Here is a 12,619-nt window from a genome sequence, read left to right on the forward strand (position 1 = left end):
CGTGACAGCGATGAATCCGGCGATGACTGATCTGTAGCGTTGTTCTAAACTGACATCTTTGTAGTAGGCAGCTGAAAATCAAAGCAACTGCCTGCTACACCCTAAGTCCAGAGAGTGTCCGGTTGGAGTGTCCCCATCGGGTGATCCTGTTTGAATGTTTGTGCATGGTCGGTCTTAGGTTTATCGGGACGATGCTTTTTGGCGCTGGCAGCCGGTATCCCAAAGCGCTGTGTGGCCAGCCCAGATCCACCCATGCCTGGATAATTGATCCTGTTCCCAGCCTAACTTTTACATTGGGTGTATCCCTACGAAACATCACAGGACCGGGTTACGATTGCCTTTAATTCAACGTTCAAGAAGGCGCGGCAGAAGTCGAAGGATCAAGCTTAGACGTTTCCCCGCTTTATGGAACCGCGACAAATGGGAACCAGATGGAGCGCGTCATTCCGCGCGGCCCCAAACCTCATGCGCGATCAACGCGGCTTCAACCCGGTTGCGGGCGTGTAGTTTGCCCATAATCACCGTCATATAGTGCTTTACCGTCTTTTCCTGAAGGTCGAGCGCGATTGCGACTTCCTTGTTGCTTTGGCCTTTGGAAACCAGTCTCAAGATATCTTCTTCGCGCTTGGTCAAATCTTCGAGTGGAGAGGCGGGCGTGCTGGGATCTTCTCGTGACATGTAGGTCAACACCTTAGCTGCCAAGTTGGGCGACACATGCGCTTCGCCTTCCGCCACGCCCTTCAAAACCTTTCGTAGTTCGCTGGCTGAAACACCTTTCAAGATGTAGGCGATCGCCCCGAACTTAAGCGCATCGGAAACGTGCCCGTCTTCTTCAGAGACGGTTAGCATGGCCACATATTTGGCGCTGCCTGCTGCTGAGATCGCCTTGACGGCCGTCAACCCACCACCGGGCATAGAAAGGTCGAGCAGGGCGATGTCGGGGTGTTTGACTTCGGCAAGGCGCGCGGCCTCTTGCGCTGAACTGGCCGTGCCAACGACACGAAATTCACCTGTTTCTTCCAAGCTTTTCACGACACCGTCGCGATAAATGGGGTGGTCGTCTGCGACGATGATGCGAATGGTCACGCGTCGTCCTCCCAAATTGGCAAACGGAGTCGGGCTTGGGTCCCATTTCCAGGATGAGACGCAATTACAAACGCGCCTCCTAATGTGGCGGCACGATCAGATAGACCAAGCAACCCTTGACCACCGTCGTCGCGAACGCCTAGCAGTTCGTCCGGCGCGAAACCGCGCCCGTTGTCTGAGACTAAGACGTCGATCCAATCATCCTCAACATTCAGTTCTACGGTGATACTTGATGCGACCGCATGACGTGCGGCGTTAGAAAGTGACTCTTGCAAGAACCGATAGACGCAAAGTTTTGTTGCGTCGTTGACGTGAACTGAACCGACCGATTGATCAACGAACTGCGCATTTGATTCATGAGCTTTGTTGTGTTCCGTCACCGCTTGCGCGGCACATTCACGTAAATCGAGTGTGGCGAGGTCCGGCAGCGACAATCCGCGTGAAATTTCACGCAACTCCTTCATTGCATTTTTTAAAGACTGCATGATGGTTTCTGCATCCTTAGAAGGGCCAAGCCCTGCGCCTTCTAAACGCAGACTGACTAATGATAAGTGCTGTGCCACACCATCGTGTAAATCTTGGCCAATTCGCTGCATGATCTTTTCGGATTGCGCCGTTGACCTTTGCGCCGCCTGAGACACCCGCTTGCGCAGTGCGTCATTGTTCTTTGAAAGTTCATGGCTCTCGAGGAGTTGTGATCTTAGTTGTTCGCGTTGCCGCTCGATCAGACGGCTACCGGCATGGACGATCACGAATAGGAATGCGCCGCTCAGACCAAAAATGCGCGCGACCAACGTCCAGCTTTCGCGTCGGGCTTTGGCCAATTCTTCGGCCAATCGTTCTGCACGTTGATAAAACTCAACGACGGCCAAGACTTCTCCCGTATTGGCATCTCTGATCGGCACGTAAACTTCCAGCAAAGGGACGCCCACCGTTGCTTCCGGATGGTCAGCCTGCGCTTGCAAGGTTTGAAATCGGGACGCGACATCACCGGCCCAAGCCTGCAATAGCGCCTCTGAGGGCTCATATTGCAGCCCCCTTTGCTCTGGTCTGAAAGAGTCCAAAACCTCGCCGGTTTCGCTCCAGATAGTATAGGTGACGACCCGCTCGCTCAGGATGCCTTTTTGAAACGCTTGCCGCAGGACAAGCTGTGCGTCTTCAGAAACTGATGCACTGCCCTCTGCACCTCGCGTCTGGTTTGGCAGAAGGCTTTCGATATAGAGCGCTGCAGACGCCCCGGAATTCTGAACAACACCGCGCTCGATGCGGTCCGTCACCCATGTGCCAACGGCATAAGCGCCGACCAAAAGGACGACCCCACCAGCCAAAAGAAACTGGACCGATAAGGAGCGCAAAATGCGCCCAATTCTGTGCGATTTTGCTGTCATCATAAGTTGATGCACCGACGCTGACGAAATTCCTATAGACTTAAGTCCGAATACCGTAATGTGTTCAGCTTACATCAATGGTCGTCAACGAAGCCGTCATTTGAAGAAGCCGAAGCGAATGGCAACTTCGTCCGCAGACCTAACTTATAGCCGAGAAAATGCTGCGCGATGCACGAGTGTCTGCAATGACGGGCTGCGCTGCAGCATCTCGAAGAGGCGGTGAATGGCCGGTTTGGGCCGTCCCTGTTCAGGCTGGCAAGGTGTGCAATCACCGAGCCAGCCCTAACCGACACCTGAGCAGCATACCCAAGAATGGCTATGGCCCCGTTAACATGCAGTGTGCGGCTCGTGCAACTGCGCGTAGAGATCCGCTTGTAGATGGAAAATTAGAATACCAGTTAATGACCGCTTTTGGGAAGATACATCGCAGCGTCCCAAGTGCCGCCCTAGGTCCGCAATGCGCCGAAAGGGACAGAGCAACTAAGTTGCTTCCTGATTCGGTTTAGGCTGTAGGCCGCGCCACCAACCAATAGTTGCCAAACACGCAAAATTTTAGAATACGGTAGCTCGAGCCAACGACCGTGAGCTGTCAGCGCGATCTCTCCGCAAAGGCGGGAAACGCTGCGAAATTTGAGGTCTACGCGCTTTCCGCCTTTGCTATAGTCAAACTATTTGCCGCAAATTGGTGGCTGATGACAGTATGTCGGCTTGCTTGCGTAGCTATGTCGGTTTTTGCTGCTAAGCACTGTCGGTTTATTCTGACAACTTATGATGGTTTTGCTGTCGGTCAGCAGCTCATGAAGCCAGCTATCAATTATTGTGCGTTTAACTTGAGGCGAAATCGGCACCAGCACTTCTTAGATATACTGCCGGATATTGGATCGTACCCGTAAAATATAACGGAACCTTCGGGGCATTTATCCATTGTTTTCGTGATATCATCGAAACTAGCGCTGCATTATCTCAAGCTTTGCATGCTATAAACGAATGAAGGCTCGCTTCGATATGTTCGACGATCCCTTTTTTACGACGGCTTCGGCGGCCTGCGCAGGACGGCATTTTTTGCCTTCATTATGTTTTCAGCGGTGGTGATGTCAGTCCGCATTTTTGGGAAGCGGTCAACTTCCCGGATGATCAACTTCGATTGGATTGTTACCGTCGCCATCGGCACCCTCATGGCATCAGGTGTGCTCTTGGCTGATGTCACAATCATCAAAGGTGCGGCCGCCATATACGCTCTGTTGATACTGCAATGGGCGTTGACTAAAATCATGATTAACTCAGACATCGCAACGACAAGTGTGAAGTCTGAACCGACCCTTCTGCTCCACCGCGGTCAGTTACTGGCTGGGGCTATGCACAAGGAGCGCCTCAACGAGGCAGAAATTCCTGCCGCGATCCGCACAGCCGGGTATAGCCGCGTACGGGACGTCCAGTGGGTCATCCTAGAGACCAACTCATAGCACAGCGTTATCGGTGCAGACCAACCTTTGAATGATCCGAATATGCTTGATCATGTCGCTGGCTCTAAGGACGTGCTGTCTAAGGATCTTAAGGCAACCTAACACTGGAGGAAAATCGCTATGCCCAGCACCAAACTTGCTGACAATCCTGACGCCAATGATCTGGCGGATACGAGGACAGCGTGGGCGGAAGACAGAACAGTACTGGCCAATGAGCGCACGTTTGCAGGATGGATGCGCACAGGTATGGCCTGCATCGCCTTAGCGCTAGGTCTAAAGGCGGTATTTAAAGACACCGATCACCTGATGCTGGCCAAAGGCGTTGCCGAGATCTTTATTGTGGTCGCGATACTCATTTTCTGGAGCTCTGCTCAAAAGTGCCGGCAAGCCAAAGCAGAATGAAAGATCACGATGTGGAGGCGCAGCCACACAAAAGAATGACTTTGCTAGCCGCGATCCTCACGGTGGGCGCATTCGCTACAGGTGTGATCCTTTGGCTCCTGTAAAGCTCTCGGTACGGCGAACGTCGGGAATAGCCTATCTCACCGATATTCTGCGAAGCAGCGAATGACTTATTGGCAAGGTACCAACAACCTTCCGCAACTGCTGGGCCTTGAGGCAGGGTTTTATATCGCGCGATGAAATAACTCTTGGGTATCACATTGCCACAGGTCGCCTGCGACTTTGCCACCAGCTTACATTGTGCGATAAAAACATAGCTGCGCCGGAAGGTGGAAAGGCGAGGTTTAAAAGTCCGAAACACTATTTTAAAACTTTAAATACCTTTTCCACACCCTCGCGAATGTCACGCAAGGGGTGGCGGACCAGCGGCGGCCACGTCGCGTCCACCCTGCACTGCGGGCCGTAGCCCCACACCGTTGCACGGGTGGCTTGGCTAGGCGATATTTCCGGCGGGTTTGGATAATCCTTATTCCCGTCGCGGATAACCTCTCCGGACGAGCCAGTTAATGCTATATCAAGAAAGGCCGCTAGGCCGGCCCGGATCCGTGCGGGATTGCGCACTAGGTCTTCGTAGCGGACCACGGACGCGGCATGCAGATAGGATAAATCCTGCCCGACACGGTCATGGGCGTCCAGCCAATGGTCGATCAAGGCGGGGGCAGGGGTGTCCACCCATTTTGCGACGGCAGCGGCGACAGCTTCGGGATGTCGCAAGACAATAACGAAATGAGCCATGGGAAAGAGTTGCTGCAAAAGCCGCATGCGCGTCAGGTTTACCGGCGATTTTTCGACCCGCCAGCGGCAGCTTGATGGATACCAAGGACCCCAATCGTTTTCCAACCGTTGGCGGGTCTCTAGCCGGTCAAGCGGATGTCCCTCTGTCATGTGCTGCTGCGGATCTGTCGCGAAGTGCATGGGGATGCCGCCTAAGGCGTGATGCGGGATGGCACCTTGCAAATAGGCACCCTCGTTTTCTGGGACTGCCGCACCGGTAATCGCGCCGACGCCCGGCAAATCGGCAATCATACGCGCCACCAAGCTCGTGCCAGAACGATGCAATCCGCAAACGAAAACGTAGCGATAATCAGGGCCATGTTGCATGCGAATTCAACCTGCGTCTTAACAAATATTAACATCGAAATGATTGGGCGCGATGCAACCCGTTTTAAAGCCTAACATATTTATCTGCCTTCGATAGGGGGCGCAACTTGAAGTTGTTCGACGTCAGGAACCGGGGGGAGGGGGGGACGTTATTGGACGATAAGAGGATTGCACATGAACATTTTCCACCTTGCCCTGGGTGGCTGTCTGACAGCCCCACAAGTGAAATATGGTCTGACCGAGGATACGGGCGGTCATATCGCCTATATTCTGGGTGCCGCAGCAGCGCAGGCTGCGCGCGATGATGTGAGTTCTGTTACCGTTGTGACGCGTGCCTTTGATGATCCTGCGCTCGGCGCTGATCATGCCAAGCTTTATCAGCCGATACAGGACAAATTTGCCATCCTGCGGCTGCGCACAGAAAACAGCGCGTACCTGTCAAAAGAAAGGCTAGCCGCCGAATTGCCAGATCTGACGGCTGCATTTCTTGTCCTGATTAACGGCATGAAGGTGCGGCCCGATGTGATCCACGCACATTTTGCCGATGCAGCCTTGCTGGCGGCCGCGGCAAAGGCGCGCTTTGGCATTCCGTTTATCTATACCCCTCATTCGCTGGCCATTGACAAACTAACACACCTTAAAGGTGCAGCGGGTCCGTTGCTTTCAGCGCGTATTGCGCAGGAAAAAGCGGGATTGCAGAAGGCGGATGCGGTGGTTGTGTCGTCTCGGGACGAGGCAGAACGCCAAGTATCCGCCTACGGGTTAGAGGTGGACGGCAAAGTGCACCGGGTCTGGCCCGGTGTCGAACAAGCAGGGGCACAAAACGTCACGGACAGCGCTGCGCGCAACTTGCTGCGCGATGACCTTGCACAGCCGGACCGTCCGCTGATCCTTGCTATCGCACGACCCGTTGCGCGTAAAAATCTGCAGCAACTTGCCCGCACTTATGCCGCGAGCGAAGCGCTGCAGGACAGGGCCAACCTCGTGATCCTTGCCGGGCAGCATGGTGAGGGTGTGACCGAAAGCTGCGAAACCGCCGTTGTTTGGAACGAGCTAAAATCAATCCTGTCCGCCCCCCATCTGCGTGGGCGCGTATCGTTGCCGGCGTCACATGCGCCAGAGGATGTTGCATCGCTTTATGCCATGGCGCATCGCACGCGCGGCGTTTTTGTAAACCTTGCCTTTCACGAACCCTTTGGACTGACCTTGTTAGAGGCAGCCAGCCACGGCGTGCCTGTCGTCGCCGGTGACCGTGGCGGTCCGCTGGATATATTGGCACAGACTGGCCATGGCGTGACCCTTGATCCGACCGACTCCGCCGTCATAGAGGCAGGCCTTTTAAACCTGTTGTCGGACACGGGCGCTTGGGATCGTCACGCGCAGGCTGCGAAGGATAACATTGCGCTGTTTGATTGGTCGGCTTGGGCTGGTCATGTCACGGCAGTTTGCGCCGATCTGATTATGCCAAAACGCGCGCCGCAAAGTCCCGCTTATATCTTGGGAAGTGATATTGATCACACGCTTACCGGGTCGGCCTATGGTGCTAAGGCGTTTGCAAAATGGCATGGTCGTCGTCAGGGCCTGTTCGCCGTAGCGACGGGGCGGTCCATCGTCGAAGCGCGGCGTGTTCTGCGCGATTGGGCACTTCCGCTTCCTGATGTGTTCATCACTGCTGTCGGGACAGAGATACATCGCAAGCAGCCGGATGGGCACTGGGTGTTGGACGCCGACTATTCCGACCTTTTGGATCGCGATTGGTCGCCCGACCTTATCAAGGACTGCATCAATAAGGCCGGTATCGCATGGCAGGCGGATATCGAGCAGCGCCGCTGGAAGTTTGGATGCTTTGGCAGCGCGGCGGATGCGGATCGCTTGCGCAGCGCGCTGCGAGATGTGGGGATTAAAGCGCGTGTTGTCGCCTCTCATGATCGTTTGATCGATGTGCTCCCGGTGCGCGGCGGAAAGGGGCGGGCGCTGACCTTTCTTGCGCAAAGCTATGGCCTGACGGCGGCCGATGTGATCGCGGCAGGGGACGGCGGCAATGACGTCGATATGCTTCTGGCGTGCGGGCGCGGAGTCGTTGTGGGGAATGCTCTGCCCGAAATCGCGGAATTGCGCGGATTGCCACAGCTTTATCACGCGCGCGGCCATTTTGCAGAAGGTGTGCTGGAAGGGCTAGCTGCCTTTGGGCTGGCAGGGAAGCGGCGCGCAGCGCCGTCCTATCGCCGCAAGGCGGCACCAATTTTGCAGGTGGCATCATGACCGCCCCGCCGCGCGCCCTGACCCCCGCCGCACCGATCGGCTATTTCGTCCACCATCAAGGCCGCGGTCATGCAGAGCGCTGCGCCGCTATCGTCAATGCCTTGCCTGCCCACCGCCCCGTAACGATCTTTTGCGCACGCGGCGACATCTTTCCGCGGATGCGGGCAGGGGTCGATATCGTGGTCATCCCGTCGCTATTCGAGCCGACGGGAGCGGAGGTTGTGCAGGATTTCACGGCGCAACCCGATACGCTGCATTGTGCGCCCTTGGGCTGGCCCGGAATTCGGCAGGCAATGGGCACGATGGCGGCTTGGTTTATGACCGCTGATCCAGCGCTTATAATTTGCGATGTATCGGCCGAGGTCGCGCAACTGGCGCGGATTTGCTCGGTGCCGCATGTCAAAGTGCTTCAGCATGGGCAGCGATCCGATCCGGGTCACCGCGCGGCCTATGACGGTGCAGCAGGTCTGCTGGTTCCAAGCGCTGCCTGTCTGGCGCAGGATGATTGGGACGACGGGATGCGGGCGAAGACCTGCTTTGCTGGCGGCCTTGGCGTCGATACTGCTTTGCCAGACCGCGACGCAGCGCGGGGTCGGCTGAATGTTGCGGCGGATCAGGACATTGTGCTGGTGTTGTCGGGCGGTGGCGGCAGCGGGTTCCCTTCGGCCCCCATTGCGGTAGGGGCCCGCGCCTTGCCGGATAGCCTTTGGTTGACGGTGGGCAAGATTGCGCGCGACTGGCATGCGACAGAACCTGCGAACCTGCGTCACGATGGCTGGGTCGACAATGTTGCGGACTACATCGCCGCCGCAGATTGCATCGTGGCGTCCACGGGGAATACCACCTGCCAGCATGTGTTGGCGGCAGGTAAGGTTTGGGTCGCGGTGCCGGAATGACGCTATTTCGACGAGCAAGTCGAAAAGGCGCGGGTGCTGCATCAGGCAGGCGTGGCCCATGCCGTGCCCGGCCTGCCATCGAGCGTGCAGCAATGGCGCGCGGCCATTATGGCGGCGCGGGATAATCACGATCCGGCGCGTCAGCAGGCCTGCGTGACACCTGATGCCGCAGGGAAAACCGCCGATTGGTTAGAGGCGCTGATTGACCGCCTTTGGCCGCAAACCGCGACCCCCATTATGACCGAAAGCCGCCCCGCCGCGCTGGCTGAAACCTAACTGAAATTAAGGAGCACCATGATGACCACACGTTTGCCCGCCACCGATGCGCCCGTTTCTGTCCTGACCTTGGCCCGTGGCCGTGCGGCGCACCTGCACAATGTTGTGCTTGGCCTGTCGCACCAGACCCGCCCGCCGCAAGAGCTGATTATCGGCGTCATGCAGGATGAACCCTACACCGACCTGCCACCGACATCCTTTCCTGTTCGTCAGGTGATGATCGGCGGCGACAACCTTCCCTTGGCCCGCGCGCGCAACCGTGTCGCGACTGAGGCATCGGGCGAGATGTTGATCTTTCTTGATGTTGACTGCATTCCAGCGCCCCGCTTGGTAGCCGACTACGTGGGCCAGATGGCCGAGGCTGAAGGCCTGCATATGGGTGAGGTGATGTATTTGCCTGACGGGGCCGCGCGCGAAGGCTGGACCTATGGCACGTTTGATGATGTCGCCGTCCGTCATTCCGACCGCCAAGGTCCACCAGAAGAGGCGCGCCGCGCCTGCAATGACTATCGTTGCTTTTGGTCGCTGAACTTTGCAATGTCCCGCGCTGATTGGGATCGTTCTGGCGGGTTTGATGAACGCTTTGAAGGATATGGCGGCGAGGATACGGACTTTGGCCGCACGCTGTCCGAAATCGGTCTGCCGATCTGGTGGGTCCGGGGGGCGAAAGTCTTTCACCAGTATCATGATCACTGCATGCCACCGATCCACCACGTCGCCTCTGTCATTCGCAACAGCGAGTTGTTCGCCAGCAAATGGGGCCACCGCACGATGGAGCATTGGCTCAACGCTTTTCGCATGATGGGCCTGATCGAGAATTGCCGCACCGGTCTGCGCATCTTGCGTGAACCGGATGAGGCTGACTTTGCCCTGTGCCGCCAAGGCAAGGACATGCCCTATGCCGCCACCGGCCGTGTGATCCGCATTTTAGAAGACCGCCAGCGCTTGCAGCAGGGTCTAGCCCCGTCTGATGCGCCTATGGCGGAACGTCTGGCCCGTATGAGCCGTGCAGAAGAGGACCTTTTGTTTCCGGCGCATGCCGCCGCTAGTGTCGCGGCCGAATAATGCGGATCGCGGTTGTATCCCATGTACGGCATCCCATCGCGCCCCCCTTTATGGGCGGAATGGAAGCTCATTCCTGGCACCTTGTCGCGGCGCTGGCGCAGGCCGGACATGATGTCACGCTATTTGCGAGTGGCGACAGCGCGGACGCGCTTCCACAGGGTGTCGAACTGTTCCCAATCCTGCCAGAGCATTATGACAGCCGTTATCCGTGGCATGCCTACCATGGCACGGACACGCTGAACGCGCATGTTGATGCTGGCTTTGCCCGTGCGGGGCAGGCCTTGATCGACGGCAAGTTTGATGTGATCCACAACAATTCCCTACATCGCTATCCACCGCGGCTGGCGCGTGTTCACCGCTTGCCAATGGTGACGTCGCTGCATATCCCGCCCTTCGACGCGCTGCGCCGTGCGGTTCATGAAAGCGCAGCGCCTTGGGCGCGTTTTACTGTGACCTCTCATCGTCAGTTGCGGATTTGGTGGCCGGATGGCTATCCGGTCGAGGCATCCGTCGCCTATAACGGGATCGACACGGCGCAATGGCCTTACCAGCCCGGCGGTGATGGTTCTGCGATATGGGCAGGGCGGATCACAGAAACCAAGGGCACGCATCTTGCGGTCCAAGCCGCCCGCATGGCCGGGGTGCCGCTGACACTATATGGCACGATCGAGAATGCGGACTATTTTGACCGCAGCGTCAGGCCCTATTTAAGCGAAACCATCCGCTATGGTGGGCACCTGCAAGGACGCGATTTAGCGGCGGCCTATGGCAAAGCCTCGGTCCTGCTTTTTACGCCCTGCTGGGAGGAGCCATTTGGTCTGGCGGCAATCGAGGCGATGGCGACCGGACTGCCGGTTGCCGCGATTGCCAATGGTGCCGCGCAAGAGGTCATTGGAGTGGCCGGTATCTATGCCGCGGCTGATCGCCTGCCAGATCTTGCGACGGCCCTGCGGCGGGCGATGTTGATCGACCCAATGGTGCCCTTTCAGCGGGTCGTCGAGCGGTATACCGTTGCGCATATGATTCAAAATTACGAAGCTTGCTATGCTAAGGCGATTGCGGGTCTGGGACGCAGCGATGTGCCGGACGTAGCCTTTGCCCCGATTGAACTGACATTGGAACCACAATTACGCGAAAATGCTTGAGTTTAAAAAGACCGCGCCGCTGGCGCAGATCGGAATGATGCACCAGCTTTCCGCCCCGCATTGGGCGCAACTGGAGCCCGGATTTACCACCCTGCGTGAGTGCACTGCTGGCGAGGTTATTAGCGAGCGTGGCCAGCCGTTAGATCACAGCTTATTGCTTGTGGACGGGATTGTTGGCCGACGGATTAAGGTCGGCCGCAAGCAAGGCGCACGTCACCACCTTGTCGCACTGCAGGTGCCCGGCGATTTCGTTGACTTGCATGCCTATCCCCTCAAGGTGCTGGACCACGACATTGTCGCCATCACCGATGTTCAGATGGCGGTGATCTCTCATGAACGGGTCAAATCGGTTATTGATGACCAGCCGGAGTTTACCCGTCAGCTTTGGTCATTGACCTTAGTGGATGCGGCGATCCATCGGCATTGGGCGCTGCGGAACGGCACCATGCGAGCCCTGCAGCGGGTGGCAAACTTGTTTGCAGAGTTGATCACCCGAATGGACGCGGGTGGCGCGGCCGTCACCGGCAGCTATGCCCTAAATCTATCGCAACCTCATATCGGCGACGCCTGCGGGCTAAGCGGTGTGCACATCAATCGCGTGTTGCGGACATTGCGCGAGGCAAACTGCTGCACCTACGTTAAGGGAGAGCTGGTCGTTCAGGACCGTGCCGCTCTGAACCTGATCGCCGAGTTCGACCCTGACTATCTATATTTACCCGGATCATAACGAATAAATTTTTGCGTTATTCCGGAAAGGTGGACTTGATGGGTGACCTGCCCCAGAAACGTACTTCATTTTAGTGTAAATTTTTCAAAACCTTTGAAAGAAAAAAATAGGGAATTCTAACAGCGTTTTTCTAATCAGGTTTTTAAAATAGGAGGCCGTGCGGAAAATTGTAAACGGTATCACTAATTATAAAAGGCTGACGCCATATAATTTTTGCAAGCGAGATTGACTTAGTCGTGTGCACGCTAAAACGTAGTTCGTTTTCGCCCGGTCATCGGCTTCGGGATACTATTAGTGTAATTAACAGGCTTATGTCCCGGAGACGGCTCCTTTGATACTGTAAACCAAAAGGATGTCTTGTCAGCGACGATGCTATCAAAGCCGATCTCACCTCCTGAAAGCTCCACAATCTGCTTAGAGCCCGATTTAAAACTATTTGAGTGAGTTCAGTGGTTTGTGATTCTGTTCGGTTGTGAAGCTGAATGGAGATCACAATGGCTTGGACTGAACTCACCCGCCGTCAACATGATCGAAAAGGCGATAAATACGCAAGCGATATGAAGGATGCGGAATGGGCGTTGATAGCGCCTTCGATGTCGCCGCCGAAGACAACTGGTCGGCCCCGTACGACATGTTTGCGCGACGTGGTCGACGCACTCCTCTACATTGCAACGACCGGATGCCAATGGCGTATGTTGCCCAACGACTTCCCGCCGGTTTCAACGGTTCGGGGCTATTTCTACGCGTG

At 56.4% G+C, this 12,619-nt stretch carries 12 protein-coding genes; 9 read left to right on the plus strand and 3 right to left on the minus strand.

The window, feature by feature from the left end; translation table 11 throughout:
* Nucleotides 1-441: 441 nt before the first annotated feature.
* Together BM131_RS18995 and BM131_RS19000 are read right to left on the minus strand one after the other, a co-directional pair.
* Nucleotides 442-1,086 (minus strand): response regulator, encoded by a 645-nt coding sequence (locus tag BM131_RS18995; protein WP_090191978.1) that lies wholly within the window; start codon nucleotides 1,084-1,086, stop codon nucleotides 442-444.
* Entirely contained in the window at nucleotides 1,083-2,477 is a 1,395-nt protein-coding gene (locus BM131_RS19000; protein WP_090191980.1) for a sensor histidine kinase, read from the minus strand. The genes BM131_RS18995 and BM131_RS19000 overlap by 4 nt, the downstream gene beginning before the upstream one ends.
* Nucleotides 2,478-3,604: 1,127 nt before the next feature.
* Between BM131_RS19000 and BM131_RS19005 the strand changes: the two genes are divergently transcribed.
* Entirely contained in the window at nucleotides 3,605-3,937 is a 333-nt protein-coding gene (locus tag BM131_RS19005; RefSeq protein WP_175499490.1) for a DUF421 domain-containing protein, read from the plus strand.
* Nucleotides 3,938-4,057: 120 nt separating this feature from the next.
* Complete coding sequence (locus tag BM131_RS19010) at nucleotides 4,058-4,339, plus strand: DUF202 domain-containing protein (RefSeq protein ID WP_342713993.1); 282 nt, start codon at nucleotides 4,058-4,060, stop codon at nucleotides 4,337-4,339.
* Nucleotides 4,340-4,699: 360 nt separating this feature from the next.
* Here the strand turns inward: BM131_RS19010 and BM131_RS19015 are convergent, their stop codons facing one another.
* Complete coding sequence (locus tag BM131_RS19015) at nucleotides 4,700-5,500, minus strand: sulfotransferase family protein (RefSeq protein WP_090191983.1); 801 nt, start codon at nucleotides 5,498-5,500, stop codon at nucleotides 4,700-4,702.
* 174 nt (nucleotides 5,501-5,674) lie between these two features.
* Here BM131_RS19015 and BM131_RS19020 point away from each other — a divergent pair, with 174 nt between their 5' ends.
* The 7 genes from BM131_RS19020 to BM131_RS19045 all read left to right on the plus strand — a co-directional run.
* Nucleotides 5,675-7,762: an HAD-IIB family hydrolase gene (locus BM131_RS19020; RefSeq protein ID WP_090191985.1), complete on the plus strand. Its 2,088-nt coding sequence runs from the start codon at nucleotides 5,675-5,677 to the stop codon at nucleotides 7,760-7,762.
* Nucleotides 7,759-8,658 carry a hypothetical protein gene (locus tag BM131_RS19025; protein ID WP_245754329.1) on the plus strand — a complete coding sequence of 300 codons (900 nt, stop codon included), beginning with the start codon at nucleotides 7,759-7,761 and terminating at the stop codon, nucleotides 8,656-8,658. The genes BM131_RS19020 and BM131_RS19025 overlap by 4 nt, the downstream gene beginning before the upstream one ends.
* 33 nt (nucleotides 8,659-8,691) lie before the next feature.
* On the plus strand, nucleotides 8,692-8,934 hold the full coding sequence (locus BM131_RS20590; RefSeq protein WP_245754330.1) for a hypothetical protein: 243 nt from the start codon (nucleotides 8,692-8,694) through the stop codon (nucleotides 8,932-8,934).
* A gap of 18 nt (nucleotides 8,935-8,952) precedes the next feature.
* Nucleotides 8,953-9,999 carry a glycosyltransferase family 2 protein gene (locus tag BM131_RS19030; protein WP_245754331.1) on the plus strand — a complete coding sequence of 349 codons (1,047 nt, stop codon included), beginning with the start codon at nucleotides 8,953-8,955 and terminating at the stop codon, nucleotides 9,997-9,999.
* Between the two features lie 59 nt (nucleotides 10,000-10,058).
* Complete coding sequence (locus BM131_RS19035) at nucleotides 10,059-11,144, plus strand: glycosyltransferase (RefSeq protein ID WP_245754332.1); 1,086 nt, start codon at nucleotides 10,059-10,061, stop codon at nucleotides 11,142-11,144.
* The gene (locus BM131_RS19040; protein WP_090191987.1) at nucleotides 11,137-11,871 is read left to right on the plus strand and encodes a Crp/Fnr family transcriptional regulator; all 735 of its coding nucleotides are present in this window, start codon (nucleotides 11,137-11,139) and stop codon (nucleotides 11,869-11,871) included. The genes BM131_RS19035 and BM131_RS19040 overlap by 8 nt, the downstream gene beginning before the upstream one ends.
* Nucleotides 11,872-12,365: 494 nt before the next feature.
* Nucleotides 12,366-12,619 (plus strand): transposase (locus BM131_RS19045; RefSeq protein ID WP_139222607.1); only part of this gene is annotated, 254 nt, incomplete at its 3' end.

The organism is Loktanella salsilacus (assembly GCF_900114485.1).
Taxonomy (GTDB): Bacteria; Pseudomonadota; Alphaproteobacteria; order Rhodobacterales; family Rhodobacteraceae; genus Loktanella; species Loktanella salsilacus.

Coding starts and splice junctions, on each gene's coding strand:
- BM131_RS19015 (WP_090191983.1), bottom strand. CDS start 5,500: ATGCAACATGGCCCTGATTATCGCTACGTTTTCGTTTGCGGATTGCAT.
- BM131_RS19005 (WP_175499490.1), top strand. CDS start 3,605: ATGATCAACTTCGATTGGATTGTTACCGTCGCCATCGGCACCCTCATG.
- BM131_RS19040 (WP_090191987.1), top strand. CDS start 11,137: ATGCTTGAGTTTAAAAAGACCGCGCCGCTGGCGCAGATCGGAATGATG.
- BM131_RS19000 (WP_090191980.1), bottom strand. CDS start 2,477: ATGATGACAGCAAAATCGCACAGAATTGGGCGCATTTTGCGCTCCTTA.
- BM131_RS19030 (WP_245754331.1), top strand. CDS start 8,953: ATGATGACCACACGTTTGCCCGCCACCGATGCGCCCGTTTCTGTCCTG.
- BM131_RS19010 (WP_342713993.1), top strand. CDS start 4,058: ATGCCCAGCACCAAACTTGCTGACAATCCTGACGCCAATGATCTGGCG.
- BM131_RS19020 (WP_090191985.1), top strand. CDS start 5,675: ATGAACATTTTCCACCTTGCCCTGGGTGGCTGTCTGACAGCCCCACAA.
- BM131_RS19025 (WP_245754329.1), top strand. CDS start 7,759: ATGACCGCCCCGCCGCGCGCCCTGACCCCCGCCGCACCGATCGGCTAT.
- BM131_RS19035 (WP_245754332.1), top strand. CDS start 10,059: ATGGAAGCTCATTCCTGGCACCTTGTCGCGGCGCTGGCGCAGGCCGGA.